Raw genomic sequence first — 26,756 nt, forward strand, 5'->3', positions numbered from 1 at the left:
GCTGCGGCCGCAGCATCGGGCGCTGCCCGATTCCCAGATCCACGAACGGCACCAGGAACGCGATGAAGACCCCGCCCACCCGCCCGAACAACGGTCCCAGACACACCCCCACCAGCCCGTAGGTCAACGCCAGCAGCAGGTTCCCGGCCGCGTACAGGCCCCACTGACGCGCATCGAACACCGCGGCGGTGACCAGCAACGACGAGGCGGTCACCACCACCGCCGCCACCGCGATCACCGTCAACCGGACCGCCAGCAGCACCCCGGCACCGAAGCCGGCCAGCGACAGTCGCCGATCACCGCTGCGCGCATCGAGTACCACGAACAACCCGGCCAGCGCCGACAGCGACGCAATGGCGATCGGAGTCATGGTCCCGGCATGCACGTCCGGCAGCCAGAACACCTCCGTCACCGTTCGTCCGTCCTCGACCAGGGAGAACATCCCGAACTCGGGGACGGTCATCGCCTTCGACAACGCGATGAACACGATCGGCACCACCACCAGCAGCACCCACAGCACCGGGTTGCGGCGCCAGTCCCGCAACGCCATGTCCAGCCCCACCGCGAACCGATCCGCCCGCCCGGCCCGGCCGCTGAGCCCACCGCTGCGGCGCACCCCGCCGACCGTGGTGGTGACCACCACCGCCCCGACGAGGAGAGCCCCGGCCATCCACACCAGCGCCCATCCCAGGTCCCCGACCTTTCCGCCGTGGCGGGAGGGCACATCCACCATCCACAGCGTCACGAAATGGGTGGGAAACCCGCGGGTGGCCACCCGCTCCGCCGAACCGATCGCCGGCCCGAAGAACACGTCGACGATCCAGACGAACAGGATCAGCACGGTGCCGTTGACCGGATTGGGCACCAGGGCGCCGACCACCGCCCCGATCGCCAGGTAGACCATCGCGAACATCACCGTGCCCACCGTCACCCGCACCGGAGCATCGATGCCGACCCGCACCGCCAGCGCCAGCAACGCCACCGCCGAGACCAGCACCGCCAACGCCAGACCGGTGCCGAGCCGGGCCAGCACCAGCCGCCCTGTCGCCAGGCCCGCCGACACCAGCCGCCGGTCCGCCGCCCGGGCGGCATTGATCTGGAAGTACATCGCGATCCCGGCCAGGAAACCCGCCGCCCACCCGGCCGTCGCCGTTTCCACCGCCGGTCCGCCCGCGCCACCGAGCAGCCTGGCCGCATCGGCCATCGCTCCAGCCGCGACGATCACGAACACCACAGGCACAATCACCAGCACCAGCAGATTCACCGGGTTGCGGACATAGTCGGCCAGGAACCGGCCGATCAGCGCCCGGACGTCGCCGACCGCCGACCGCACGGTGGGGGCGAGGCTCATCGCGGCACCGTCCGGCCCTCCCGCAGATCGACGATGCGATCGAACCGCTGCTCGTCCGCCACGAAATGACTGATGATCAACACCGAGCGGCCCGCCTGCCGACGCTGCGCCACGATCTCCCAGAACCGCAGATAGGTATCCCAGTCGAACCCGGCATACGGCTCGTCCAGCAGCAACACCTCCGGATCGGCCAGCAGCGCCAGCCCCAGGTTCAATTTCGCCAGCGTCCCGCCCGACAACCGGTCGGCACGGGTGCCGGCGTAGCGTTCGAACCCCAACGTGGCGTACAGGTGGCCGCGGGAGCGGTGCGCAACCTCCGGGCTCATCCGGTACGCCCGACCGAACAACTCGAAGTGCTCGTCGCACGTGAGCCGTTCGTAGACCACCGGCTGCTGCGGGCAATAGCCCAGCCGCCGCGGACGGCGCACACTGCCGGCATCGGCCCGCAAGTCCCCGACGAGAATCTTCATCAGCGTCGACTTGCCCGAGCCGTTCTCCCCCGCCAGCCCGACAACCTCCCCGGGGCGCAGCACCAGGTCCGCCCCGCGCAACACCGGGGTGCGGTGCCGTCCCGGCCACCAGCCGCGACCGAAACCCTTCTCGATCCCATCAGCCGCCAGCAACGACGACTGCGCCGAATCGGCCGACTCGGCCGTGGACTCCGGGGAACCGGACTCGCATGCAGCCATCTCTCACCTAGGACACTCGAAGGCGTGCACGCGCCACCGGCGCCTTCTTCCACCGCGGTTGTGGCGGGCGCACTCACCGTAGGTGCCCACCGCTGTAGCCCAGCACGAGATCCGGTGAAGATCTGCTGAAGAAACCCCATCCGATATCGGCGCTGCCCACCACTACCGGCTGGCGCCGAGCCGGAAACCACCCCGGTCCGCTACGGAGGTGGACTGCGACAAAGTCCCGCTAGGGCAACAGGCCCTGCCGACGGGCCTCGACGACCGCCTCGTGCCGGCTGCCCACCTCGAGCTTGCCCATCAGATTGCGCATGTAGCTCTTGACGGTCTCCACGCTCAGCGACAGTCGCTCGGCGATCTCGGCGTTGCGGCACCCGAGCGCCACGTACGCCAGCACATCCCGTTCCCGCGCCGAGAGCCGCACCGTCGGTGTGGCCGCCCCGCCGGTCAGCGTCCGCAGCTTCTCCTCGACCTCCCGCAGGCGCGCTTCGATCCCCGGGTCGGACGTCTGTGCCGCGATCTCCCGCAGGGCCAGGTAGCTCTCGGTGATGCCCTCCGACACCGACGCGGACACGGCGGAGGGGGCGGCGGCGCGGGCGTTGTCGATGAGGGCGACCCGCCGGTCCACCTCGTCCCGGATCTCGATCTCGCGGGCGAGCCTGCGGGCCGACCGCATCACCTGCTCGACGACCACGTCGCCGATCGGCAGGCTGGTCCGCAGGCCGCCGTACAGGGCGGCGCGGGTGCGGCGGCGCACCACCACCGGCACGGCGAGCAGCGACTCGATGCCCTCCCCCGCGACCTCCCGGTCGTACTCGTGGGAGATCTGGGGGGAGTTGAAGTAGTCCGACACCGCGCCGGGCCGTTGCTCGGCGACCACCTTGCCGCCGAGCCCGCACTCGGAGCTGATCACCAGGTCGCGGAGGATGCCGCTGCGCGTGCCGACGAAACCGGACAGCAGCATGTCCCCGCCGTGCACGGTGCCACCGAACAGCACGGGCATCCCGGTCGAGATCTGCAGCTGCCGCAGCTCGGCGCGCAGGGCGTCCTCGTCGCTCGGCCGCAGGTGCGCGTGCGGGCCCTGGCGCGTCGCCGCAACATTCGGCGTCCCGACCCTTGTCGATGCCGGGTTCGTCGACGCCGTGCTCGTCGACGCTGGGTTCGTCGACACAGACCTCACCGGAATCACCTCCGAGACCGTGAATACCCACTTCGGAGGGTAGCGGGGAATCTGTCGTGACTCATAACCTCCACCCGTTCCGGTGTTGCAGCGATCACAATGGCGTACACCGACCGAGTGCCGAAGTCCCGGAGGTATCCGTGCCCACCCCCACATCCGTCCCCGCCGCCCGAACGGCGAACCACACCCCGCTCAGCCCCCTGCGGTTCCTCGAGCGTTCGTCGTCCGTGTTCCCCGACCGCACCGCGATCGTCCACGGCGACCGCCGCTACACGTACGCGCAGTTCGCCGACGAGGCGCAGCGCCTGGCCCGGGTCCTGCGCAGCCGGATCCAGCCGGGCGACCGGGTGGCCTTCCTGGCGCCGAACGTGCCGGAGCTGCTCATCGCGCACTTCGCGGTGCCGCTCGCCGGGGGCGTGCTGATCGCGCTGAACTCCCGGCTCGCCGGGCCCGAGCTCGAGTACATTCTCGGTCACGCCGAGGCGTCGCTGCTGTTCGTCGACTCGGAGTTCGTGGGGTCGGTCGCCGGTGTCACGGCCGGCGTGCCGTCGCTGACGGCGGTCGTGGAGGTGCCGGATTCGACGGTCCCGTACCCGGACGTGCCGGCCGGGATCGTCACCACCCGGTACGACGAGTTCCTCGCCGCCGCCGACGACCTCGACGACACCCCGCTGCCCTGGGGCGTCGACGACGAGGAGCAGGTCATCACCCTGAACTACACGTCGGGCACCACCGGCAAGCCGAAGGGCGTGATGTACACGCACCGCGGCGCCTACCTCAATTCCTTCGGCGAGACGTTCCACAACGGGTTCGACGGGAAGACGCAGTACCTGTGGACCCTGCCGATGTTCCACTGCAACGGCTGGTGCACGCCGTGGGCCGTGACGGCGGCCGCCGGCACGCACATCTGTCTGCGGGCCGTGCGGGCGGACGCGATCTGGGACGCCATCGACAACCTGGGCGTCACCAACCTCTGCGGCGCCCCGGCGGTGTGCTCGACCATCGCCGAGGCCCCGCAGGCCCACCGGCTGGACCGGCCGCTGCGGATCACCACGGCGGGCGCACCCCCGTCGCCGACGGTGATCGCGCAGCTCGAGGCGATCGGCGTGACCGTCGTGCACGTGTACGGCCTCACCGAGGTCTACGGGCCGTACACGATCTGCGAATACCAGGACTCGTGGGACGACAAGCCCGCCGAGGAACGCGCAGCGCTCCTGTCGCGGCAGGGCGTGGGCATGCTGCAGGCGGAGAACGCACGGGTCGTCGACGCGAACATGAACGACGTGCCCGCGGACGGGCAGACGATGGGCGAGATCGTGCTGCGCGGCAACAACGTCATGGCCGGGTACTTCAAGGATCCGGAGGCCACGGCGGAGGCGTTCAAGGGCGGCTGGTTCCACACCGGCGACCTGGGCGTGATGTACCCGGACGGATACATCCAGCTCAAGGACCGCGCCAAGGACATCATCATCTCCGGCGGCGAGAACATCTCCACCGTGGAGGTCGAGCAGGCCATCGTCAGCCACCCGGCCGTGCTGGACGTCGCGGTGGTGGGCGTGCCCGACGAGAAGTGGGGCGAGCGTCCCAAGGCGTTCGTGATCCTGAAGAAGGGCGAGACCGTGACGGCCGAGGAGCTGATCTCCTACACGCGCACGTTGCTCGCCGGGTACAAGGTGCCGCGGGAGATCGTGTTCCCGCTGGATCTGCCGCGGACGCCGACCGGCAAGATCCTCAAGTTCGAGCTGCGGGCCGCGCACTCGGCGCAGGCCTGACGCCGGCCGCGCCGCCGGGTCCGGCGGCGCGGCCGTTTCGACTTCGATACCGCGGATTGGATACTGAGAACCATGGCACTCGGTCCCGACTCCGCCCGCCGCATCGACGCGACCGGCCCCGATCCCGCCCAGTTCCGGGTGCACGTGGTGACGCAGGCGATCCGCCTGTTCTCCGAGTACGGCTATGAGTCGACCACCGTCGAGCAGATTGCGTCGGCCGCGGGAGTGTCGCGACGGACCTTCTTCCGGCAGTTCCGCTCGAAGGAGGACGTGATCTTCGCCGATCACGAGTCGCTGCTCGAGCAGGTCGCACGCTATCTGTCGGGGAACTTCGACGATCCGTGGGCGGCCGCCGCCGAGGCCGCCGAGCTGGTGTTCGGGCACTTCCGGGACAAGCGGGAGCTTGCGGTGTGGCGGTATCGCGTGGTGCAGCGGGTGCCTGCGCTGCGCGAGCGGGAGCTGGTCACGACGTACCGCTACGAGCGGCTGTTCACCGACTACCTGCGCTCGGCGGTGCCGTCGGAGTCGGGGGTGCGGATCGTCAGCTTCGCGGCCGCGATGACCGCGACGCACAACTTCCTGCTGCGCGCGATGATCCGCGGCGACGAGTCCGCGACGGCGGAGGAACTGCGCCGCGCGCTGCTCGAGGTGCGGCGCTCGTTCGGTGTCGCACCGGGGCAGAGCGCCGCGCCGGCCGTCGGTCCGGCGCGGGACGCCGAGCGCGCGATCACGGTGGTGACCTATCCCCCGGGCACGTCGCCCGCGGAGGTCGCCCGCCAGGTGCAGGCGCAGCTCGAGGCGGCGTCGGACTGACGTCAGGGGTGGCCGACGATCCGCCACCCCCATTGACGTGGCACTGAGTGCCGTGGTTCACTGGAACCGATTTCGTGACGTCGCGAGCCCTCCGCTCAGTAGGATGGATGCGACACCAACTCAAACACTGGCACTGCGTGCCGATAGGAGTCCGCCGTCATGGCCTTCAACCCGGAGTTCGGTCTGTTCAAGCTGGGCGAGGAGCACGATGAGCTCCGTGCCGCCATCCGCGCGCTGGCCGAAAAGGAGATCGCGCCCTACGCCAAGGACGTCGACGAGAACTCCCGCTTCCCGCAGGAGGCCCTCGACGCCCTCAACAAGTCCGGCCTGAACGCGATCCATGTCCCCACGGAGTACGGCGGCGACGGCGCCGACTCGGTCGCCACCTGCATCGTCATCGAGGAGGTCGCCCGCGTCTGCGGTTCGTCCTCGCTGATCCCGGCCGTGAACAAGCTCGGCACCATGGGTCTGATCCTGTCCGGCTCCGAGGAGCTCAAGCAGAAGGTCCTGCCCGACCTGGTCAAGGGCGACATGGCGTCCTACGCGCTGTCCGAGCGGGAGGCCGGCTCCGACGCCGCGGGCATGCGTACCCGCGCCAAGGCCGACGGCGACGACTGGATCCTCAACGGCTCCAAGTGCTGGATCACCAACGGCGGCAAGTCCAGCTGGTACACCGTCATGGCCGTCACCGACCCCGACAAGGGCGCCAACGGCATCTCCGCGTTCATGGTCCACAAGGACGACGAGGGCTTCGTCGTGGGCCCCAAGGAGAAGAAGCTCGGCATCAAGGGCTCCCCGACCGCCGAGCTGTACTTCGAGAACTGCCGCATCCCCGGCGACCGCATCATCGGCGAGCCCGGCACCGGCTTCAAGACCGCCCTCGCGACCCTCGACCACACCCGCCCCACCATCGGCGCGCAGGCGGTCGGCCTCGCGCAGGGCGCGCTCGACGCGGCGATCGCCTACACCAAGGACCGCAAGCAGTTCGGCAAGCCGATCTCCGACTTCCAGGGTGTGCAGTTCATGCTGGCCGACATGGCCATGAAGGTCGAGGCGGCACGCCTGATGGTGTACACCTCCGCGGCGCGCGCCGAGCGCGGCGAGCCGAACCTCGGCTTCATCTCCTCCGCCGCCAAGTGCTTCGCCTCCGATGTCGCGATGGAGGTCACCACGGACGCCGTGCAGCTGTTCGGCGGTGCCGGCTACACCACCGACTTCCCGGTCGAGCGGATGATGCGCGACGCCAAGATCACCCAGATCTACGAGGGCACCAACCAGATCCAGCGGGTCGTCATGTCCCGCGCGCTGCTCCGCTGACGCGGCGGCAGTAAGTTCACCCTGGTCCAACCTTCGTATCGAGGAGAATCTCCCGTGGCAGTGGAATTGATCGGTGTAGTCGGTGGCGGCACGATGGGGGCCGGCATCGCCGAGGTGTGCGCCAAGGCCGGCAGCGACGTGATCGTGCTCGAGACCAGCGAGGAGTTCGCCGACGCGGCCCGCAAGCGCGTCTCCGGCTCGATCGGCAAGGGCGTCGCCCGCGGCAAGATCACGCAGGAGGAGGCCGACGCCGCGATCGCGCGGGTTCGTGTCACCACCGACGTCGCAGATCTCGCCGACCGTGATCTCGTCATCGAGGCGGCGCCCGAGATCGAGTCGCTCAAGGTCGACATCTTCACCAAGCTCGACGCGGTCGTGAAGCCCTCCTGCATCCTGGCGACCAACACGTCGTCGCTCCCGGTGATCAAGATGGCCCAGGCGACGTCGCGCCCGGGACAGGTCGTGGGTGTGCACTTCTTCAACCCGGTGCCGGTGATGCCGCTGGTGGAGATCATCTCGGCGCTGACCACCGAGGAGGAGACGGCGAACGCCGTCTTCGACTACGTCAAGAACACCCTCGGCAAGATGACGGTCCGCGCGGGCGACCGCGCCGGCTTCATCGTCAACGCGCTGCTGATCCCGTACCTGACGTCCGCCGTGCGGATGCTCGAGTCGGGATACGCGACGAAGGAAGACATCGACGCCGCGATGAAAGGCGGCTGCGGCTACCCGATGGGTCCGCTCACCCTCATCGACACCGTCGGCCTCGACGTCACCCTCAACGCCGCCCAGTCGCTGTACGACGAGTTCGCCGAACCGCACTACGCGCCCCCGGCGCTGCTGCGCCGCATGGTCGACGCCGGCCGCCTCGGCCGCAAGACCGGCCAGGGCTTCTACAGCTACAACTGAGCCCCGCAGCACGAACCCCGTCGCGACGCGCTCGCGGCGGGGTTCGTCGTATTCGTGATCCCCCGCGCGCATCGGTGCCGTCCGCGCGCGGCTACGCCGGGCGAGCGGACCTACGCCGGGGGTGCGTCCCGGTCCACCGCGGACCGCTCCTCCACGCGCCGCTGCAACGCGCCGATCCGCGAGTCGAGATCCCGGGCGCTCTCCGCGGCGGCGCGCAGTTCGTCGAGCATCTCCCGCGGGACGTGACCGTCGAACTCGGTGCGCAGCCGCGTCGCCACGCTTTCCCACGACTCCATGACCCCGGTGCGGATCTGCACCTCCACGTATACCGTCCGCACCCGGCCGGTCGACGCCACCGGCACCTCCACGACGAGGCACAGCCCGCGGTACCCGTCCGGGCCGGCGCGCTTGATGTAGTCCCTCGCCTCGATCACCCGCACGTCCCGCCGGGCGACGAGCAGGTCCCGGACCCGGTACACGTCGGCGGTGACGGCGCACGTGAGCCGGATCCCGGCGACGTCCCGCCCGACGTCCTCGACCCGCAGCGGAGGATCGGCCTCGTCCAGGACCGAGTCGGGCGTGGTCAGCCACGATTCGGCGTGCTCGACGGGATCGTAACCGTGGGTGTCGGCGAACTCGCTGCGGACGATGTCGATCTTCGTCCGTAACTCTTCGACCCCGAACCCGCAGGTCTTCAGGAACCGAGCCAGATCCCGCCGGAGGATGTCAGTCCGCCCGGGTCCGCTCACCGTCATCGCCAGCCTCCTCGATGCGCGTCTGCGAATTCGCCGGCCCCGCGCGACGACCGTCGCGCAGCACCTGCCGCAGCGTCCGCGGCGACACGCCCGCCTCGCGGCGGGCCTTGCCGCGGGTGACGAGCACCCCGATGATCGCCACGACCCACACGGGATACTGCGCCAGCCAGGCGACCCGGAACGCCTCGAAGGTGTAGCCGCCGAGACGCTGCAGGATCAACCCCATCGCCTGGATCACCAGCAGGGACGCCAGGAATCCGCCGATGTTGACCATGCCCTGGGCGGTGCCGAGCGCGGTGCTCGGGTTGAATGTCCGGGCATAGTCGAATCCGATCATAGACCCGGGTCCGCCCACCGAGATGGTCACGATCAGGAGGACGAGCAGCCACATCGGGGCCGGTGCCGGCAACAGCAGCACGACCGTCCACATCGCGGCGTTGCTCACCATGATCGACAGCACCAGCCACGATCGGTGCAGCGGGAACCGGCCGCTGAGGATCCCGAGCACCGGGCCGGCCGCGATCGCCGCGACCACGGAGAGGGTGAGCAGCGAACCGGCGGCCGCCGCGGACAGTCCCTGCGCGGACTGGAGGTACGGCACGCCCCACAGCAACGCGAACGTGGTGATGGAGAATTGGGTGCCCATGTGGGTGAAGAAGCCGAGCCGTGTGCCCGGTCTGCGCCACACCACCCCGATCTGCCCGAGCACCTGCCGCATCCCGGCAGCCTCGGTCCGCACGACCACGCCCGGCGGCGCGTCGCGCACCACTGCGACCGCGAGCACGCAGGCGAGCACGCCGAGCGCCGCGGCGCTCGCGAACGCCGCGCTCCACCCCGCTCCGCCCAGGATCAGCACGAAGGGCAGCGCCGAGAGCACCTGACCCAGCTGCCCCAGGATGCCGGTCAGCTGCGACACCAACGGCACCCGCCGCGTGTCGAACCACACCGGCACCAGCCGCAGCACCGAGATGAAGGTCAGCGCGTCGCCTGCCCCGACGAAGACGCGGGCCGCATAGGCGGCGGGCAGGGACTCGGTGAACGCCAGCACCAGCTGCGCCGCCGCCATGATCGCCGCACCCGAGGCGATCATCACCCGGGAACCGAACCGGTCGAGCAGCACCCCGGCCGGGATCTGCATGCCCGCGTACACCACGATCTGCAAGACCACGAAGCCCGACAGCACGGCCGGGGTGATGTCGAAGCGTTCGGTCGCGGCGAGTCCGGACACGCCGAACGACGTGCGATGCATGACGGCCACGACATAGGCGAGGACACCCACGCCCCACACCCACCAAACCCGTTTCATGATGAAACGACCCTACGCGGCGGGGCGCCTACCCGCCGGTAGTCACTCCCGGCCCCACGACACCCAGGTCGGGTCCGCGGCCCGCCCACCGACGACCGCGTCGGCGAGGGTGTCGAGGCGGGCGACCTGCTCGTCGGTGAGACGCACGTCGAGCGCGCCGGCGTTCTCGGTGACGCGCGCGGCGGAGCGGCTGCCCGGTATCGCCACCGACGGCAGCCCGAACTGCCGTGCCTTGGCATCCAGCCAGGCCAGCGCCACCTGCGCGACGGTGGCGTCCGCCTCGTCGGCGACCGCGCGTACCGCGGCGCGCACCTGCAGATTGGCGGGCAGCGCGCCGGCGCCGAACCGGGGGAAGCGCCGGCGCAGGTCCTTCTCCCCGATCCGGGCGGCATCGAACGCGTCGGTGAGCAGACCGCGGCTGACCGGCGAGTACGGCACGAAGCCGATGCCCAGCTCGGCGGCGGTCGGCACGACGTTCTTCTCGACGTCCCGGGAGACGATGCTCCACTCGGATTGGATCGCGGCGATCGGGTGCACCGCGTGCGCGCGCCGCAGCTCGTCGCCGGTGGCCTCGGACAACCCGATATGCCGGATCTTGCCGGCCTGCACCAGCTCGGCCAACGCGCCGACCGTGTCCTCGATGGGCACGTCCGGGTCCACGCGGTGCAGGTAGTACAGGTCGACGCGGTCCACCCCGAGCCGGTCGAGGGACTCGTCGAGGGCCTTCTTCGCGTACTCGGGACGGCCGTCGATGCCGCGATTACCGCTGCCCAGCGCGCCGACGAGCCCGAACTTCGTGGCCACCTGCACCTCGTCGCCGCGGTCCTGCAGCAGCTTCCCGACGACCCGTTCGCTGGTGCCGTCGCCGTAGACGTTCGCGGTATCGACGAACGTGACCCCCAGGTCGACGGCGTGATGCAACGTCGCCAGGGCCTCGTCGAGATCGACGGGGCCGTAGGCAGGCGAGACCGACATCGCGCCGTATCCCTGTGCGCTGACGGTCAGGCCGGGGGCGAGGTCGACGGTGGGGACGGGCATGACTTCTCCAGTACTGTCCGGACGATCGGGGACCGCACCAGGTGCGGCGACACCGATCCTTCCGAACATCGCGGGCCGCCGCACGTCGGGAAACCCGGTGCCGCCGCCATCGCCCGCCTAGGCTGAATCCATGTCGTACGACTGGCTCGAACTGCAGCACATCGCCCGGCAAGGTTTCGAGAGCCGGCTCTCGGCGGTCACCGACTGGTCCGCCCCCACCCCCGACACCGAATGGGACGTCGCCACCCTGGTCCGGCACGTCGTGGACGAGCAGCGGTGGGTGCCGCCGCTGCTCGCCGGCAGGACGATCGCCGAGGCGGAGGCCGAACTCGACCCGCTCGGCGACGACCTGTCCGCCGAATGGGACCGGCACGCCGTCGACGCCTCCGTCGCGTGGGCGTCCACCGACCCGGACAAGCAGGTGCACCTGTCCTACGGGATGGTGCCCGTCCGCGACTATCTGCGGCAGCAGGTCGCGGACATCGCGATCCACACGTGGGACCTGGCCCGGGCGGTGGGGGCCGACGAGCGCCTCGATCCCGACCTGGTGGCGGCCGTGTGGGAGGACATACAACCGCAGCGCGACATGCTGGCCGCGAGCGGGCTGTTCGCGCCGCCCGTGCCGGTACCCGACGACGCGGCCGTGCAGGACCGGTTGCTGGCACTGACCGGGCGTGATCCCCGACCGGGAGGAACGCGATGAGCACGCCGACCGAGCCGGAGGCGAGCAACGCGACCGAGCCGAAGGCGAGCAACGCGACCGAGCCGGAGGCGAGCAACGCGACCGAGCCGGACATCAAGCCCCGCAGCCGCGACGTCACCGACGGCCTCGAGAAGACCGCGGCGCGCGGCATGCTCCGCGCGGTCGGCATGGGCGACGACGACTGGGGCAAGCCGCAGATCGGGGTGGCCTCGTCGTGGAACGAGATCACCCCGTGCAACCTGTCGCTGGACCGGCTGGCGCAGGCGGTCAAGGACGGCGTGCACGCCGCCGGCGGGTATCCACTCGAGTTCGGCACGATCTCCGTCTCCGACGGCATCTCGATGGGTCACGAGGGGATGCACTTCTCGCTGGTGTCGCGGGAGGTGATCGCCGACAGCGTGGAGACGGTCATGCAGGCGGAACGGCTCGACGGGTCGGTGCTGCTCGCAGGATGCGACAAGTCCCTGCCCGGAATGCTGATGGCCGCCGCGCGTCTCGACCTGGCGGCCGTGTTCCTGTATGCGGGGTCGATCCTGCCGGGCGTCGCGAAGCTGTCCGACGGATCCGAACGCGACGTGACGATCATCGACGCCTTCGAGGCGGTCGGCGCCTGCGCCCGCGGGCTGATGAGCCGGGAGGACGTCGACGCGATCGAGCGGGCCATCTGCCCCGGTGAGGGCGCGTGCGGCGGCATGTACACGGCGAACACGATGGCCAGCGCCGCCGAGGCGCTCGGCATGTCGCTGCCGGGAAGCGCGGCGCCGCCGGCGACGGACCGCCGCCGCGACGGGTACGCCCGCCGCAGCGGGCAGGCCGTGGTGAACCTGCTGCGCCGCGGCATCACCGCCTCCGACATCCTCACGAAGGAGGCGTTCGAGAACGCGATCGCCGTGGTGATGGCGTTCGGTGGGTCGACCAACGCGGTGCTGCATCTGCTCGCGATCGCGCACGAGACGCAGGTCGAGCTGAGCCTGGACGACTTCTCCCGCATCGGTGCGCGCGTCCCGCACCTGGCCGACGTCAAGCCGTTCGGCCGGCACGTGATGCAGGACGTCGACCGCATCGGCGGCGTGCCGGTGATCATGAAGACCCTGCTCGACGCGGGCCTGCTGCACGGCGACTGTCTCACCGTCACCGGGCGGACCGTCGCCGAGAACCTGGCCGAGATCGCCCCGCCCGACCCGGACGGGAAGGTGCTGCGCGCACTGAGCGAACCCATCCACCCCACGGGGGGCATCACGATCCTGAAGGGCAGTCTCGCCCCGGGCGGCGCGGTGGTGAAGTCCGCCGGGTTCGACGAGTCGGTGTTCGAGGGCACCGCCCGGGTCTTCGAGCGCGAGCGGGCCGCGATGGACGCGCTCGAGGACGGCACGATCACCGCGGGAGACGTGGTGGTGATCCGGTACGAGGGCCCGAAGGGCGGGCCGGGGATGCGGGAGATGCTCGCTATCACCGGCGCGATCAAGGGTGCCGGCCTCGGTAAGGACGTGCTGCTGCTCACCGACGGGCGGTTCTCCGGCGGCACGACGGGCCTGTGCGTCGGGCACGTGGCTCCGGAGGCGGTGGACGGTGGCCCGATCGCCTTCGTCCGCGACGGCGACCCGATCCGCCTCGACGTCGCGAACGGCACCCTCGACGTGCTGGTCGACGAGGACGAACTCGCGTCCCGCCGGCAGGGGTGGGAGCCGCTGCCTCCCCGCTACACGCGCGGCGTGCTGGCCAAGTACACGAAGCTGGTCGGTTCGGCGTCGAGCGGCGCGGTCTGCGGCTGACCCGATTCGCGGATCCGTTGAGGCGGTGGAGAATCGGCCTGCGCGGCGGCGCCCTACAGATCGAGGCCGAGGTCGACGTCCCGGCCGTCGAGGGCGCCCCGCAGGATCGCCTGGTCGGCCAGGTCCTCGGCCAGGAATTCCCGGAGCAGGTCCACCGCCTGCACGATCTTCCGGCTGCGCAGCGAATAGAAGACGTTGTTGCCGGAACGTCGCGCGTTCACGATCCCGCGCTCGCGGAGAACGGACAGATGCTGGCTGGCGTTGGACTGGCTGAAGCCCAGCGCCTCGCACAGGTCACCGACGCTGAGTTCGCCGTCCCGCAGCTCGTTGATGATGAGCAGTCGCTTGGGGTCGGCGATGGCCTTGCAGACTCGGGCGTGGAGTTCCTGCAACTGTGCCGCGATGTCCTGTTCCATCACCCCTCCGAACCGAGCGTCGGGTGCCGATTATAGGTGCGCCGGCCGGGCGGCAGCGGCGCACCGGATCGCGGCGGGGCGCCGGCCCGGCGAGCGCGATGGTGCCGTCGGTGGCCGCGCCGCTCAGTGGGCGGCCTTCAGCGAGGTGGCTGCCGCGCATTGGTTGCGGCCGACGTCGAGGACCTCGAGCTCGTCGTCGGCGGGGGCGAGTTGTCCGGCGTTCACGCGGCGGATCGTCTCGTAGGTGTGCGGGGCTGCGGGCAGCGAGTTCACGATCTGCTCGACGAAGCGTTCGAGGGCGCGCTCGTTCAGCAGTGTGGCGGTGAAAACCTCTTCCAGCGTGGTGACGACCAGTCCTTCGGCGTTGATCTCCTCGCTGCTCGACCAGTGGGCCGGGGCGATCATCGTTCGCGGGTCGAGGGGCCGCAGCCTGTCGTGCACGCTGCGGAACAGATCCCGCGCCAGCTCCTCGGCCCGGCCGGTCAGGTCGGGCCGGCCGAGTCCCCGGACGAAGACGGTGTCGCCGACGAGCAGGACCGAATCGCTGACCAGCAGTGCCGTCGTGCCGGGGGTGTGGCCCGGCAGGTGCATGGTCATGGCCCGGACGACGGTGGACCCCAGGTCGAGTTCGTCGCCCTCCTTCAGCGGCCGGTTGGGGAACGGGACGATGCCGCCGGCGTCCTCCGGCGGCAGGTGGTACTCCGCATCGAGCCGGGCGGCCAGTGCCGGGCCACCACTGACATGGTCCGCGTGCACGTGGGTGTCCACGACGTGCACGATCGAAACATCTTGCATTCGAGCGAGTTCCAGGTATGCCTCGGTCGACCTGGCGGGGTCGACGACGATGCCGCGGCCGCCGGGCACGCCGACGAGGTACGACAGGCAGGCCTTCGCCGGTCGCTGGAACTGCCAGATGCGCACGTCGCCGGGTAGTCCGGTGATCTCGACGGGAACGAGGAGCCGGTTCCACGCGTCGGTACCGCCCGCGAGGGAGCGGGTGCCCAGGCCCAGCGTCTCGAACTCCTCGGCGACCAGTTCGGAGCCGTTGCCCTGTCCGCAGACGACGACGGCGCCCGCCCGCGTGACGGCGGCCTGTTCCTCGAGTTCTTCCATCACCCGATAGACCGGGACGTGGCGAGTGGGAACGGGCCGGGGGCCTTCGATCCGGCCGGCCCGGAAATCCTCGGTGCTGCGGATGTCGAGGATCTCGGGAACGGTGCCCGCCTGGAGTTCGCGAAACAGTTCCAAGGCTGTGACGGTATCGGCCACGTGTCCTCCCAGGGACGAAACGGGCGGGTGGTCCGCACACCGGGAGGGCGACTTTCCGAACCGTCTTGTGGTATGCGCATACACGAATGTAGTGTCCTGGATCACATATCGCAACACTCCGCGCGAAGGCCGGACGAGGCCTCCCCGGCAACCACGAAAGGGGCCGGCGCATGTCGGACAACCCGCAGCGTGACGTCGACGACGCCCCGGAGAGCATGACGATCGTGGCGTGGAGCGGCGATCTGGACAGAATGTGGCCGACCCTGATCCTGGGCTCCACCGGCGCCGCCTACGGCATGTCCACGACGATCTTCTTCACCTTCTGGGGACTGTTCCCCCTGGTGCGCGACGACGTCCGGATCACCGGCACCGACGCGATGACCAAGGCGCTGGCCGGCATGAACCGGCCGGGAATGCGGCACATGAAATTGTCGAAGCTCCACCTGGCCGGCGCCGGACCCTGGATGATGAAAAAACTGGCGCGCCAGAAGAACGTGGCCCACCCCGCCGAGTTGGTCGAGATGTGCACCGAGCTGGGCGTGAACCTGTGGCCGTGCGAGATGACCATGGACCTGCTGGGCCTTCGCCGCGACCAGCTCATCGAGGGAGTGGGCGAGCCCGTCGGTGCCGCCACCGCCCTGTCCGCCATGAGCAGGTCCCAGATCAGCCTCTTCATCTGACCTTTCCGAACCCAGGAGCGGACCGTGGACCACCAGATCGACGTCGTCGTCGACGCCAAGGGACAGAAATGCCCGATGCCCGTGCTGCTTGCCTCGCGTGCGATCAAGAAGCTCGAGTCCGGGCAGATCCTGCTCGTCGAGGCCACCGACGGCGGATCGAAACGCGACATCCCGTCGTGGGCGACCGACACGGGAAACGAACTGCTGGAGAACAACAGCGAGGACGGCGTCCACCGTTACCTCATCCGGAAGAAGTGAGACGGTGCGCTACGGCTTCGCGATCGATCAGCGCACGTGCATCGGCTGCCACGCCTGCACGGTCGCCTGCAAGACCGAGCACGAGGTGCCGCTCGGCCAGTTCCGCACGTGGGTGAAGTACGTCGATGCCGGTGAGTTCCCAAACACCACAAGATCTTTCGGCGTGATGCGCTGCAACCACTGCACCGACGCACCGTGCGTGAAGATCTGCCCCACCGGCGCGTTGTTCAAGCGCGACGACGGGATCGTCGACTTCGACAACGAGCGCTGCATCGGCTGCAAGAGCTGCATGCAGGCGTGCCCCTACGACGCCATCTACATCGATCAGGACACCCACACCGCGGCGAAGTGCAACATGTGCGCGCACCGCGTCGACAACGACATGGAGCCTGCCTGCGTCGTGGTGTGCCCCACCCATTCGATCTGGGTCGGCGACCTCGACGACCCGACCAGCGGCATCGCCACCCTGGTCAGCACGCAGCAGACCGCCGTGCGCTCGCCGGAACAGAACACCGGGCCGAACGTCTTCTATCTCGGTGCCGACCGGGCGGTCCTCGACCCCCTGGCCGCACCGGTCGCCGACAGCTACATCTGGGCCGAGCCGGACGCGCACCGACGTGAAATCGCCGTCGACCTGCCCAGGGACCCCACGACCAAGGCGCGCACCACGCTGAACACGGCCCATCCGCGGCCGTGGGGATGGCGCGTGACGACCTACCTGTGGACCAAGGCCGTCGCCGCCGGAGCCCTCGCCGTCGCGGGACTGGCCCACATTCTCGGCGTCGACCTGGGATGGCTGGGTGACTACGCGGCGCCCGTGGTGGCCATGGTGGGCGCGGCGCTCACCGGAGTCCTGCTGATCTGGGACCTGAAGCGGCCCGAGCGTTTCCTCTACATCTTCCTTAGATCCAACTGGTCCTCGTGGCTCGTGTGGGGCGCGTACGCGCTGGCCGCCTTCGGCGGGGTGGCCGCCCTGTGGGTCCTCGCCGCCTTCCTCGGATCGGCCTGGGGCGCAACCGTGCTCGCCTGGGCCGCCCTGGCCTCCGGCGCGCTGGTCGCCGGCTACACCGGTTTCCTCTTCGGGCAGGCCGAGGGCCGCGACCTGTGGCAGTCACCGTTGTTGTTCTGGCACCTGCTGGTTCAGGCTGCCACGGTCGGAACCGGGGCGCTGCTCGTCGTCGCGCCGTTCGCGGGTCTCTCCGACGGGGCGGTCGGCTTCCTCGTGCGCGTCTTCGTGCTCTCGACCGGACTGCACCTGCTGATGCTGGTCATCGAGTATTCCGGCCGGCACGCCAGCCGGCAGGCGACCCTGGCCGCGCACATCATCACCCGCGGCCGCTACGCCCGGCTGTTCTGGCTGGGGGCGATCGTCCCGGCAGTGGTGGCGGCCGCACTGGCCGCCCCGTCGTGGAACGGCTCCGCCGGGGCCGTCCTCCTCGTCGCGGCCGGCCTGCTGACGCAGATCTCACTGCTGGCCTACGAGACTGCGTTCGTCCGGGCGGGCCAGGACCCACCCCTGTCGTGAGCGGCCCGACCGGCACCCGATCACCCACCCGAAGGGAACCCCATGACTGCCGAGACGGAGCACACCCCGACCGGGTCGGCGCTGCCCGGTCAGCGCACGCACGAGCGGCTGCGGAACTTTCCTCCGGTCGAAAACTGGGACCACCACGTCGAATACGACGCCAAGGCCCACCCTCGTAAGGTGCCGCACGAATACATGCTGGTGCCCACCACCTGCTTCAACTGCGAATCGGCGTGCGGCCTGCTCGCGTACGTGGACAAGTCGGACCTGTCCATCAAGCGGCTCGAGGGGAACCCGGCGCATCCGGGCTCACGCGGACGCAACTGCGCCAAAGGTCCCGCGACCATCAACCAGATCAAGGACCCCGAGCGCATCCTGTACCCGCTCAAGCGCGTCGGTGCCCGCGGCAGTGGGCAGTGGGAGCGCATCGGCTGGGACGAGGCCCTCGACGACATCGCCGCCCGGATCCGGGCCGCCATCGTCGAGGACCGCCGGGACGAGGTCGTCTACCACGTGGGCCGACCCGGTGAGGACGGCTTCGCCGAGCGGTTCCTGCTGGCGTGGGGGGTGGACGGACACAACAGCCACACCAACATCTGCTCCGCCGGCGCCCGGCTGGGCTACGCCCTGTGGGGTGGCTACGACCGGCCCTCACCGGACTACGCGAACGCCAAGGTCATCCTGCTGATCTCGAGCCACCTCGAGACCGGGCACTACTTCAACCCGCACGCGCAGCGGATCATGGAGGGCAAGGTCGAGGGCGGCGCCAAGGTCGTCGTGCTCGATCCGCGGCTGTCGAACACCGCGTCCCACGCCGACCTGTGGATCGCCCCCTGGCCCGGCAGCGAGGCCGCGATCCTGCTGTCCGTCGCGTCGTACCTGCTGCGCACCGGCCACATCGACCGGGCATTCCTGCGCCGCTGGGTGAACTGGCCCACCTACATGAAGCACCGCCACCCCGACCTGCCCGCCGACGACTTCGACGTGTTCGTCGGCGCACTGACCGAGGACTACGCCTGCTTCACCTTCGCCTTCGCCGCGCAGGAGGCGCAGGTACCCGAGAAGCAGATCGCCGAACTCGCCCGGATCGTCGCCACCGCCGGCTCGGCCCTGTCGGCGCACGTGTGGCGGGCGGCGACCGCCGGCAACCTCGGCGGGTGGCAGGTCTCGCGGGCCCTGTTCTTCCTCAACGTGCTCACCGGCAGTGTCGGCACCAAGGGCGGCACCAGCCCCAACGGCTGGGACAAGATCATCGCCCACGGCCCGAACCTGCCCCAGGGACACGAGTCCTGGAACGAGCTGCTCTGGCCCCCCGAGTTCCCCCTGTCGACCAACGAGATGTCGATCCTGCTGCCGCATCTGCTCCAGGACGGCCGCGGCACGCTGTCGATGTACTTCTCGCGGGTCTACAACCCGGTGTGGACCAATCCCGACGGCTTCAGCTGGCTGGAGGCCCTGACCGACGAATCGCTCGTGGGCTGCCACGTCGCACTCACCCCCACGTGGTCCGAGACGGCAACCTTCGCCGACTACGTCCTGCCCATGGGGCACAGCACCGAGCGGCACGACACCCAGTCCTACGAGCAGTACGCCGGCAAGTGGCTCGGATTCCGTCAGCCCGTCACCCGGGTGGCGCTCGAGCGCATGGGCCGGAGCGTGTCCGACTCCCGCGAGTCCAATCCCGGAGAGGTGTGGGAGGAGAACGAGTTCTGGTTCGAGCTGTCCTGGCGCATCGACCCCGACGGCAGCCTCGGCATCCGCAAGTTCTTCGAATCCCCCTACCGGCCCGGACAGAAGGTCACCGTCGACGAGTACTACCGGTGGGTGTTCGAGAACAGCGTGCCGGGCCTGCCGAAGGCCGCGGCCGACCAAGGGCTCACCCCGCTGGAGTACATGCGCAGATACGGCGTCTTCGAGGTCGCCAAGGACACCTACCGGCTCGACGAGCGGCCGCTGACGGCCGCCGAGACCGAGGGGGCGGACCCGGACGAGCACGGGGTGCTGCGCAAACCCGTCACCCTGGACTCGACCCCGCCGCTCGTCGGCGAGGCGGGTGCGGTCGGTGTCGTCCACGAGGACGGCAGCAGGACCGCCGGCTGGCTCACCCCGTCGCGCAAACTCGAGCTGTTCAGCGAGACCATGGTCGACTTCGGGTGGGAGGAGTACGCCACGCCCGGCTACATCGAGTCCCACGTCGGGCACCGCTCGATCGACCCGGCGAACAACGAGATCGTGCTCGTGCCGACCTTCCGGTTGCCGACCCTGGTCCACACCCGGTCCGCGAACGCGAAGTACCTCAACGAGATCAGCAACACGCATCCGCTGTGGACGAATCCCTCGGACGCCGCGCACTTCGGCGTCGGCACGGGTGATCTGGTCCGGGTCAACACCGAGATCGGGTACTTCGTGGCCCGTGTGTGGGCGACCGAGTCGATCCGCCCCGGCGTCCTCGCGCTCTCGCACCACATGGGCCGCTGGCGTACGTCCGAGAACGCCGGATCCCGTTGGGCGATGGGCCTCGTCGATCTCGACAACGACGGAGACGGGGTGTGGCGGTTGCGCTACAAGCAGGGCGTACAGCCGTTCCGCAGCGACGACCCGGACAGCGAGCGGATCTACTGGGACGACCCCGGCGTGCATCAGAACCTGGCCTTCGCCGTGCACCCCGACCCGCTGTCGGGCATGCACTGCTGGCACCAGAAGGTGCGCGTGGAGAAGGCCCACGCCGACGACCGGTACGGCGACGTGGTGGTGGACACCCGGCGGTCCCGCGAGGTCTACCGCACCTGGCTGGCGTACACCCGGCCCGGCCCCAGCCGGTCCGGGCTGCGCCGCCCGGAGTTCCTGATGCGTCCGGTCAAACCCCGCCGGCGTGCCTTCCGCGCGCCCGGGACGGAGGAGCGAACATGAGCCTGCTGTCGCGGAGGACGTCCGGCCCGGCGGTCTCCGCGGCTGCGGTGCGTGCCGCGCTGGCCCGGGTCGAGGATCCCGAGTTGCATCTGCCGCTCGAACAGGCCGGCATGCTCGGCGAGGTGAGGATCGATCGCTCCGGACTCGTCCGGGTGACCGTCCGGCTCACCACCTCCTCGTGTCCGATGCAGGCCGCCCTCTCCGCCGACGTCACCGCGGCCGCCGGGGCAGTCGCCGGCGTGACCGGCGTCGAGGTCGTATTCGCGGCGATGAGCGAAACCGAGCGGAGGCAGCTCGCCGCCCGCTTGCGCGGCACGAGACCCGCGGACGCTCCCCCCTTCGGTCCCGATTCGGCGACCCGGGTGTACGCCGTGGCCTCCGGCAAGGGCGGCGTCGGCAAGTCGACGCTCACGGCCAACCTCGCGGTGGCGCTGGCCCAGCAGGGCAAGCGGGTCGGCGTTCTCGACGCCGACGTCTGGGGTTACTCCGTTCCGCATCTGTTCGGGGTGCGCCGCGCACCGGTCGCCCTGGAGGGAACGATGCTGCCGGTCGAGGCGTTCGGCGTCGCCCTCATGTCCGTCGGGTTCTTCATCCGCGACGACGAGCCGGTCGTCTGGCGCGGCCCCATGCTGCACAAGGCGATCGAGCAGTTCGTGCGCGACGTGTACTGGGGTGACCTCGACGTCCTGCTCATCGACCTGCCCCCGGGCACCGGAGATGTGACACTCTCGCTGCTCGAACTCGTGCCGGACGCGGCGCTCCTCGTCGTCACCACGCCCCAGCCGGCGGCCCAGACCGTCGCCCAACGGGTGGGCCGCATGGCGCGTGATCTGCGGATGCCGGTTGCCGGCGTCGTGGAGAACATGTCGGCGCTGGTGTGCTCGTCGTGCCACGCGAGCACCCCGTTGTTCGGCACCGGAGGCGGCGAGCGCCTGGCCCGGGCCATCGCGGCACCGCTCCTCGGGCAGGTGCCCCTCGACCTCGACCTGCGCGTGGCGGGCGACAGCGGCGTCCCGGCCATGGTGGCGACGCCGCACGCCCATTCCGTCTCGCAGATCCGGCAGATCGCCGCGGCCCTGCCGGCCCCGAGACGAAGCATCGTCGGCCGGCCGCTACCGCTGTCGGTCCCGTAGCCGGCCGACGAGCCGGCGCCTGTCCGTCAGATGGGGCGGTAACCCGCACCGACGCCGCCACGGGCGTCGACGTCGCCGAGGATCGTGACGAAGTTGGTGCCCACCTCCGGGCCGATGCACGGCGTGAGCAGGTAGGCGTTGACCATCGCGACGAGGGTCGTGCCGACGACCAGCGGGGCGCCGGAGTCGCCCTCGACGACGCACACCTGCGTCCAGGTCTCCTGGGAATTGAACACGTCGCCCCACACGACACCGCAGGTGTTGCCGGTGGTGCGGCCTTCCTTGCACGCCACGTTGGGGAACCCCACGGGGGTGCCGACGCCGGTGATGGTGACGTTGCCGACCCGGTTCACCGGCGCGACGCGGCCGCGGTCGAACTCGATCACCGAGTAGTCGAGCACCTCGTTGGTACCGACGATACGCCCGACTACCCCGGCCCCGGGGTCCACCTCGGACTTCACGGTCGTCCCGGGACCGCCGCAGTGTCCGGCGGTGAAGCCGACGAGCCGGCCGGCACGGTCGTTGCCGATCGTGGCGAGCGTGCAGTCGAACAGATCCTCGGATCCGTTGCCGAGCGTGATGCCCGACCCGCCCCCGAGCGGAACCGGCGGCGCCGCCACCGCGACCCCCGTCCCACCTGCCAGCAGTGCGACCCCCGCGACGATCGCCATCGCAACGCGCTTGAACATGAGCCCTCCCGCCCGGCCGGTTCCGGCCGCATCAGCGGATCAGACTACCCGGTCGGGCCCGATCCCAGGCTCTCCAGCGCCTTTCTGGCCTCCTCGAGTTCGCGGCTGAGCTGCGCGACGCGTTCCTCCGCGGCTTGGCGCGCCGCGTCGATCACGGACCGGACCGCCTCGAGGGCCGCCTCGTCGCCGAGCTCGAGCACGGCGCGCTCCACGGCGTCGGGGCTGACGGGATTGGCCTTGCTCAGGCGCCGGGTGCCCTGCGCAACACCGACCGTCCACTCCTGCTCGGGGTCGATGGTGATGGTGACGGTCACGCCGGGCTGCTTCTTGGGCCGGCGCGACGCCGCCTTCGGCTTCGGGGTCGCGCCGGTCTGCGATTCGGGTGCGGTCGGCGGCACGGTGGTGGTCTCCTTCGTGGCGGGGGTGGATACCGGGGACGACGAGCTCTTCGGGGCGGGAGCGCGGGAGGTACCCGACGCGGTGGGCTGCGACGCGGACGTGCGTGGGGTGGTGGGGCGCGGGGTGGTGGGGCGCGGGGTCGGTCGATCCGCGGCCTTACGGACCGGCTTCGGCGGCTCCTTCGTCAGACGCAGCTCCTCGGCCTCGAAGGGTAGTTCGTCGTCGACGCCCTTGGGTCGGACGGTGACCGTGCGGCCCGCCACCGACACCGCCCGGGCCGACGCGCCCGGGGCGATGCCCAGGCTCGGAATGCCCTCGATGAGATAGACGGTGGCGCGGCGACCGTCCGCGACGGCGGTGGTCAGCTCGGCGAGCTGCTCGTCGGTGAGGTGATCCGGGCCGGTTGTGCCGGCTCGTCTGCGGGGCGGCATGCCACGTCCTTTCGGGCTGGGTGGTGCAGAAGGCGCGATCACTGTCGCACACAGGTGCGACACTCTCGCGGATTCGTTGCGCGCCCGAACCGAGGTGGGCCATGCTGGGTCGGCCGGTCACCTTCGGCGGCCGGGAAGGAGCGACGTGAGCGCGTCGGAGCAACCGGAGCTCGAGCCCGAGCTCCTGCAGGCCGTGCAGGCCGAACTCGAGCGGACCCTGCTCGGCGGCGAGCGTCGCTATACCCAGCGGGAGAGCGCCGACCTGGCCGGGGTGGACTTGGAACGCACCCAACGGCTCTGGCAGGCGCTGGGATTCACCGTGGATCCGGACCCGGACGCGCGGACCTTCACGGACGGCGATGTCGCGGCGCTGCGGAACATCGACGCGATCGTGGCGAGCGGCGCCCTGCACCCCGACCTGGAACTGGCGGCCGCGCGGTCGCTGGGACAGTCCATGTCGCGGCTGGCCGAATGGGAGGTGGCCCTGATGAACACCCACATCCTCGATCGGCTCGAGACCGAGTACACCGGGACCACCCCCTCCGAGCGGGAGATCCGGTCGTTCGTCGACGAACTGCTGCAACGGGTCCTGCCCCTCACCGAGACGTTGCAGCTGTACGTGTGGCGACGGCACCTGGCGGCCACGACGGGACGCAACGTGGTGCGGGCCGGGGGCGAGTCTGCCGGCCGGGTCCTGGTCGTCGGCTTCGCCGACATGGTGGGGTACACACGCCTGACCCGCCGGATCGACGCCGATGAGCTCAACGACCTGCTCGAGGACTTCGAGTCGACCGCGACGGGGATCGTGACCCAGGGCGGCGGCTGGGTGATCAAGACCGTGGGCGACGAGGTGATGTTCGCCGCCGAGGATCCGGCGGACGCCGCGCGGATCGCGCTGGCGCTGCAGGAGTCGTCCGGCTCCCGTCCCGACGCCCCGGATCTCCGGGTGGGAATGGCGCAGGGGCCGGTCCTGGCCCGGTTCGGGGATGTGTTCGGTTCGGCGGTCAACATCGCGGCGCGGCTGACCGGTGCCGCGCGGCCGGGGACGGTGCTGGTCGATTCGACCCTCGCCGGCGTGCTCGACGGCGACGACCGTTTCCGGCTGCGTCCCCTGCGGGCGCTGCGGGTCAAGGACTTCCATCGGCTGCGGCCGTCGGTGCTGCGGCCGGCCCAGGACTGAGACGCCGGCACCGGGGCAGTCGGAAAACGTCGACGGTCCTGTCGCGCGCTCCGGCGGCGCCAGGGAGTGGCCTTCCGGACTGGCAGGGGCACGGCCCATTTTCAGGACTCGATGTCCGGGAGGCTCGAGTGCTCACCTGTCCGCCGCTACCGGTGACGAGTTTGCCGTATGGACGGACCCGTCGGCTCTCATCAGGGGGCTGCACATCAGCGGTCGAGGCCCTCGCTGTCGACGGAGAACTCCTCGGACGATCCGGTGGAGGACCGAGCAGCAAGATTCACCTTGCTGTCGACAGGCGCGGAATGCCGATGAGTGTGCTCCTCACCGCCGGCCAGGCCGGTGACGATCCCCAGTGGATGCCACTGCTCGAGCAGATCGAGGTTGCCCGCCCTGGTGGTGGGCGCCCTCGATCGCGCCCGGAAGCGGTGGCGGCGGACAAGGCGTTTTCGCGTCCGAGTACCCGCGCTCAGCTGCGTGGGCGTGGGATCCGGTTCACCTGCCCGGAGCGGTCGGATCAGAAGGGCACGCGAGCGGCGAAGGGCTCCCGGTACGGACCGTGGCAAACGGTGTACGGGTTGTTCCGGCTATGGCAGCGGGCGGGGGTTACTGACTGTGTGCATATAGGGCGACGATCGGAGAGGTTCTTCGGTGCGGGCCAGCGGGCGATGTCGCCGTCCGGCGAGAAGGACTGTCGTTCAGCCGCCGAGCGCCTGGTTCCAGGGCAGGACCTGGCTCAGGAGTTCGGGGAACTTGCGCTCGGCATACCGGACGTATTCGTTGATGTGGTCGCGCATCCGGTCCTCGGACAGGTCCGCGTCGTGCGAATGCAGCGCCTCGTAGATCTGGATGTGCGCCTTCAGGGTCGTCTCCCGCAGCGGGGCGGGGTGGTCGACGCCCATCACCGTGCCGCCGGTGATCCGCAGCAGCGCGTCCGTCAGGTAGCCGAAGAGCGCGTTGCCGGTGGACCAGGCGATGACGTCGTGGAACTGCTTGTTCGTCTCGAGGAACGTGTCGATGTCCGCCGTGTCGAACGACTGCTGCATGCGGTCGACGGACTGCTTGAGCTCGAGCAGGTTCTCGTCGCTGATCCGCTCGGCGGCCAGGCGGCAGATGACGGGCTCGAGGGCGGTGCGGGCCTCCACGATCGTGCTGAGCGAGGCGTTCTGGAGCTGCATCAGCAGGATGATGGTGCTCGCCAGATGGGACGCGTCCGGATCGAGGAGGACGGGACCGCCCTTGGGCCCCGGCTTGAGGGCGATCATCCCCTGGAACTCCAGCAGCCGCAGTCCCTCACGGAGGGTGCCGCGGCCGATCTGGTACTCCTCGAGCATCGCCTTCTCCGGGGGCAGCAGGTCCCCGGGCTGCAGACCTTTTCGCGCCGTATCCCGGACGATCTGCTGGGCGACCACCAGCGACGTCTTCGGGCCTCTCGACATTGCAGCCACGGAACCTCCTTAGCCTCCTGGCCTCCTGACTTCCGGGAAGCGGAGGCTGTCACGGCGCAGCGGGTGCTGCACCGTGACGGCGGATCGGGCGGGCAACCTCCCCGGACGATCCGAAGTATGCACTGTACTCGGTATGCCATTCATACTGCACTATTGCCGGGAAGGCGCCCACTCCGCGCCGCGGACCGCGACCTCTATGTGATCGGACCTGTAATCGCCTCTACGGCACGCCAGGCGTCGATCGACCAATGGTGAGCGTTGCCCTATGCTGCACGGGGGAAACTTCAGTCATTTCGCTGGAGCGACTTCTCTTTACTCACAGAGGGATCGACGAGGCAGTGGGCGGCGATCAAGGCCGTGGGTCGTCCGACAGCGTCTATCCGACGACCGGACCGGCTGCGCCGAGAAACATTGCCACGCCGAGAAAGAACTGTACGAGCACAGTCGACCCCCTGCCTCTCCGGCTGTTGTGGGTACGCGGCGCGGCCCTTTGCAGAGGTTCGGCCGGTGGCGGGGTTGTGCGTGCAAGGGTGTCGGTTCAGCCTGGATCCACCGCGGGTGTGACGGTGTGAGCGTGTCGTAGAACGCGAGAGCCCCTGCCGGGCAGGAGAATCTGAGTTACCACACAAAGATTCCGGCACCAGAACAGAGGCATCTCGCAGGTGAGAGCATCTCACACCGTCACGCCGGTTTTCGATGACCCGAACCTCGTGGTGCGACACCAGTCGCTCACTTTGAGCGAGCTATGTGGATTGGAGGACTGGTGATGCAGGTGACATAGCTCCGGGCAAGTGCTCGAACGCCCGTCTCCCGCCC

23 protein-coding genes and 1 pseudogene are annotated in these 26,756 nt (G+C 69.9%); 13 read left to right on the forward strand and 11 right to left on the reverse strand.

All coding sequences use genetic code 11. From position 1 onward, the window contains the following. The 3 genes from ACWPOB_RS27760 to ACWPOB_RS27770 all read right to left on the reverse strand — a co-directional run. The coding region (locus ACWPOB_RS27760) for an ABC transporter permease (protein ID WP_455402781.1) at positions 1–1,351 on the reverse strand (1,351 nt) is incomplete at its 3' end. Further along, positions 1,348–2,040 (reverse strand): ATP-binding cassette domain-containing protein, encoded by a 693-nt coding sequence (locus ACWPOB_RS27765; RefSeq protein ID WP_455402782.1) that lies wholly within the window; start codon positions 2,038–2,040, stop codon positions 1,348–1,350. The genes ACWPOB_RS27765 and ACWPOB_RS27760, both read right to left, overlap by 4 nt. A gap of 229 nt (positions 2,041–2,269) precedes the next feature. Further along, complete coding sequence (locus tag ACWPOB_RS27770) at positions 2,270–3,106, reverse strand: helix-turn-helix transcriptional regulator (RefSeq protein ID WP_037202046.1); 837 nt, start codon at positions 3,104–3,106, stop codon at positions 2,270–2,272. Positions 3,107–3,360: 254 nt separating this feature from the next. Here ACWPOB_RS27770 and ACWPOB_RS27775 point away from each other — a divergent pair, with 254 nt between their 5' ends. The 4 genes from ACWPOB_RS27775 (at position 3,361) to ACWPOB_RS27790 (ending at position 8,031) form a co-directional block, all read left to right on the forward strand. Continuing rightward, positions 3,361–4,992, forward strand: a complete 1,632-nt coding sequence (locus tag ACWPOB_RS27775) for an acyl--CoA ligase family protein (protein WP_455402783.1) — start codon at positions 3,361–3,363, stop codon at positions 4,990–4,992. A gap of 72 nt (positions 4,993–5,064) precedes the next feature. Then, entirely contained in the window at positions 5,065–5,805 is a 741-nt protein-coding gene (locus ACWPOB_RS27780) for a TetR family transcriptional regulator (RefSeq protein ID WP_100056481.1), read from the forward strand. Between the two features lie 159 nt (positions 5,806–5,964). Next, positions 5,965–7,122 carry an acyl-CoA dehydrogenase gene (locus ACWPOB_RS27785; RefSeq protein ID WP_006930317.1) on the forward strand — a complete coding sequence of 386 codons (1,158 nt, stop codon included), beginning with the start codon at positions 5,965–5,967 and terminating at the stop codon, positions 7,120–7,122. A 60-nt stretch (positions 7,123–7,182) separates the two neighbouring features. Continuing rightward, positions 7,183–8,031, forward strand: coding sequence for a 3-hydroxybutyryl-CoA dehydrogenase (locus ACWPOB_RS27790; RefSeq protein ID WP_455402792.1), 849 nt, complete (start codon positions 7,183–7,185; stop codon positions 8,029–8,031). A gap of 110 nt (positions 8,032–8,141) precedes the next feature. On the opposite strand, the gene ACWPOB_RS27795 is transcribed toward ACWPOB_RS27790, so the two are convergent. From ACWPOB_RS27795 to ACWPOB_RS27805, 3 genes are read right to left on the reverse strand one after another with little or no spacing between them, the layout of a single operon-like run. Then, positions 8,142–8,786, reverse strand: coding sequence for a GTP pyrophosphokinase (locus ACWPOB_RS27795; RefSeq protein WP_100056479.1), 645 nt, complete (start codon positions 8,784–8,786; stop codon positions 8,142–8,144). Next, positions 8,758–10,092: an MFS transporter gene (locus tag ACWPOB_RS27800; RefSeq protein ID WP_455402784.1), complete on the reverse strand. Its 1,335-nt coding sequence runs from the start codon at positions 10,090–10,092 to the stop codon at positions 8,758–8,760. Before ACWPOB_RS27800 ends, ACWPOB_RS27795 begins: the two co-directional genes overlap by 29 nt. A gap of 42 nt (positions 10,093–10,134) precedes the next feature. Next, positions 10,135–11,130: an aldo/keto reductase gene (locus ACWPOB_RS27805; RefSeq protein WP_455402785.1), complete on the reverse strand. Its 996-nt coding sequence runs from the start codon at positions 11,128–11,130 to the stop codon at positions 10,135–10,137. 130 nt (positions 11,131–11,260) lie between these two features. On the opposite strand from ACWPOB_RS27805, the gene ACWPOB_RS27810 reads away from it, so the two are divergent. After that, the gene (locus tag ACWPOB_RS27810; protein WP_006930322.1) at positions 11,261–11,833 is read left to right on the forward strand and encodes a TIGR03086 family metal-binding protein; all 573 of its coding nucleotides are present in this window, start codon (positions 11,261–11,263) and stop codon (positions 11,831–11,833) included. Beyond that, a complete protein-coding gene (gene ilvD, locus ACWPOB_RS27815) occupies positions 11,830–13,605 on the forward strand; it encodes a dihydroxy-acid dehydratase (RefSeq protein WP_455402786.1) in 1,776 nt (591 codons plus the stop codon). Before ACWPOB_RS27810 ends, ilvD begins: the two co-directional genes overlap by 4 nt. 53 nt (positions 13,606–13,658) lie before the next feature. On the opposite strand, the gene ACWPOB_RS27820 is transcribed toward ilvD, so the two are convergent. Together ACWPOB_RS27820 and ACWPOB_RS27825 are read right to left on the reverse strand one after the other, a co-directional pair. Then, positions 13,659–14,021: an ArsR/SmtB family transcription factor gene (locus ACWPOB_RS27820; RefSeq protein WP_006930324.1), complete on the reverse strand. Its 363-nt coding sequence runs from the start codon at positions 14,019–14,021 to the stop codon at positions 13,659–13,661. Positions 14,022–14,144: 123 nt separating this feature from the next. Then, positions 14,145–15,269, reverse strand: a complete 1,125-nt coding sequence (locus ACWPOB_RS27825; protein ID WP_455402787.1) for an MBL fold metallo-hydrolase — start codon at positions 15,267–15,269, stop codon at positions 14,145–14,147. Positions 15,270–15,460: 191 nt separating this feature from the next. Here ACWPOB_RS27825 and ACWPOB_RS27830 point away from each other — a divergent pair, with 191 nt between their 5' ends. The 5 genes from ACWPOB_RS27830 to ACWPOB_RS27850 are packed head-to-tail and all read left to right on the forward strand — an operon-like array spanning position 15,461 to position 21,796. After that, positions 15,461–15,970: a DsrE/DsrF/DrsH-like family protein gene (locus ACWPOB_RS27830; protein ID WP_455402788.1), complete on the forward strand. Its 510-nt coding sequence runs from the start codon at positions 15,461–15,463 to the stop codon at positions 15,968–15,970. Between the two features lie 24 nt (positions 15,971–15,994). Further along, positions 15,995–16,228 (forward strand): sulfurtransferase TusA family protein, encoded by a 234-nt coding sequence (locus tag ACWPOB_RS27835; RefSeq protein ID WP_100057134.1) that lies wholly within the window; start codon positions 15,995–15,997, stop codon positions 16,226–16,228. A gap of 4 nt (positions 16,229–16,232) precedes the next feature. Next, entirely contained in the window at positions 16,233–17,753 is a 1,521-nt protein-coding gene (locus ACWPOB_RS27840; protein WP_455402789.1) for a 4Fe-4S dicluster domain-containing protein, read from the forward strand. A 42-nt stretch (positions 17,754–17,795) separates the two neighbouring features. Beyond that, complete coding sequence (locus tag ACWPOB_RS27845; protein ID WP_455402790.1) at positions 17,796–20,663, forward strand: molybdopterin-dependent oxidoreductase; 2,868 nt, start codon at positions 17,796–17,798, stop codon at positions 20,661–20,663. Continuing rightward, positions 20,660–21,796 carry an Mrp/NBP35 family ATP-binding protein gene (locus ACWPOB_RS27850; protein ID WP_100057136.1) on the forward strand — a complete coding sequence of 379 codons (1,137 nt, stop codon included), beginning with the start codon at positions 20,660–20,662 and terminating at the stop codon, positions 21,794–21,796. Before ACWPOB_RS27845 ends, ACWPOB_RS27850 begins: the two co-directional genes overlap by 4 nt. A 26-nt stretch (positions 21,797–21,822) precedes the next feature. On the opposite strand, the gene ACWPOB_RS27855 is transcribed toward ACWPOB_RS27850, so the two are convergent. Further along, positions 21,823–22,485 carry a chymotrypsin family serine protease gene (locus ACWPOB_RS27855; protein ID WP_100057137.1) on the reverse strand — a complete coding sequence of 221 codons (663 nt, stop codon included), beginning with the start codon at positions 22,483–22,485 and terminating at the stop codon, positions 21,823–21,825. Positions 22,486–22,529: 44 nt separating this feature from the next. Continuing rightward, on the reverse strand, positions 22,530–23,315 hold the full coding sequence (locus ACWPOB_RS27860) for a DUF6319 family protein (protein WP_455402791.1): 786 nt from the start codon (positions 23,313–23,315) through the stop codon (positions 22,530–22,532). 145 nt (positions 23,316–23,460) lie between these two features. On the opposite strand from ACWPOB_RS27860, the gene ACWPOB_RS27865 reads away from it, so the two are divergent. Both ACWPOB_RS27865 and ACWPOB_RS27870 read left to right on the forward strand, forming a co-directional pair. Continuing rightward, positions 23,461–24,495 carry an adenylate/guanylate cyclase domain-containing protein gene (locus tag ACWPOB_RS27865; protein ID WP_100058859.1) on the forward strand — a complete coding sequence of 345 codons (1,035 nt, stop codon included), beginning with the start codon at positions 23,461–23,463 and terminating at the stop codon, positions 24,493–24,495. Positions 24,496–24,647: 152 nt separating this feature from the next. Beyond that, positions 24,648–25,004 (forward strand): annotated as a pseudogene (locus ACWPOB_RS27870) (transposase); the annotation flags it as partial. 186 nt (positions 25,005–25,190) lie between these two features. On the opposite strand, the gene ACWPOB_RS27875 reads toward ACWPOB_RS27870, so the two are convergent. Continuing rightward, the gene (locus ACWPOB_RS27875) at positions 25,191–25,931 is read right to left on the reverse strand and encodes a FadR/GntR family transcriptional regulator (RefSeq protein WP_029546538.1); all 741 of its coding nucleotides are present in this window, start codon (positions 25,929–25,931) and stop codon (positions 25,191–25,193) included. Positions 25,932–26,756: the final 825 nt, after the last annotated feature.

It is taken from the genome of Rhodococcus sp. 2H158 (genome assembly GCF_053764755.1).

Coding starts and splice junctions, on each gene's coding strand:
- ACWPOB_RS27800 (WP_455402784.1), bottom strand. CDS start 10,092: ATGAAACGGGTTTGGTGGGTGTGGGGCGTGGGTGTCCTCGCCTATGTC.
- ACWPOB_RS27855 (WP_100057137.1), bottom strand. CDS start 22,485: ATGTTCAAGCGCGTTGCGATGGCGATCGTCGCGGGGGTCGCACTGCTG.
- ACWPOB_RS27845 (WP_455402790.1), top strand. CDS start 17,796: ATGACTGCCGAGACGGAGCACACCCCGACCGGGTCGGCGCTGCCCGGT.
- ACWPOB_RS27805 (WP_455402785.1), bottom strand. CDS start 11,130: ATGCCCGTCCCCACCGTCGACCTCGCCCCCGGCCTGACCGTCAGCGCA.
- ACWPOB_RS27810 (WP_006930322.1), top strand. CDS start 11,261: ATGTCGTACGACTGGCTCGAACTGCAGCACATCGCCCGGCAAGGTTTC.
- ACWPOB_RS27795 (WP_100056479.1), bottom strand. CDS start 8,786: ATGACGGTGAGCGGACCCGGGCGGACTGACATCCTCCGGCGGGATCTG.
- ACWPOB_RS27830 (WP_455402788.1), top strand. CDS start 15,461: ATGTCGGACAACCCGCAGCGTGACGTCGACGACGCCCCGGAGAGCATG.
- ACWPOB_RS27820 (WP_006930324.1), bottom strand. CDS start 14,021: ATGGAACAGGACATCGCGGCACAGTTGCAGGAACTCCACGCCCGAGTC.
- ACWPOB_RS27875 (WP_029546538.1), bottom strand. CDS start 25,931: ATGTCGAGAGGCCCGAAGACGTCGCTGGTGGTCGCCCAGCAGATCGTC.
- ilvD (WP_455402786.1), top strand. CDS start 11,830: ATGAGCACGCCGACCGAGCCGGAGGCGAGCAACGCGACCGAGCCGAAG.
- ACWPOB_RS27860 (WP_455402791.1), bottom strand. CDS start 23,315: ATGCCGCCCCGCAGACGAGCCGGCACAACCGGCCCGGATCACCTCACC.
- ACWPOB_RS27780 (WP_100056481.1), top strand. CDS start 5,065: ATGGCACTCGGTCCCGACTCCGCCCGCCGCATCGACGCGACCGGCCCC.
- ACWPOB_RS27785 (WP_006930317.1), top strand. CDS start 5,965: ATGGCCTTCAACCCGGAGTTCGGTCTGTTCAAGCTGGGCGAGGAGCAC.
- ACWPOB_RS27765 (WP_455402782.1), bottom strand. CDS start 2,040: ATGGCTGCATGCGAGTCCGGTTCCCCGGAGTCCACGGCCGAGTCGGCC.
- ACWPOB_RS27850 (WP_100057136.1), top strand. CDS start 20,660: ATGAGCCTGCTGTCGCGGAGGACGTCCGGCCCGGCGGTCTCCGCGGCT.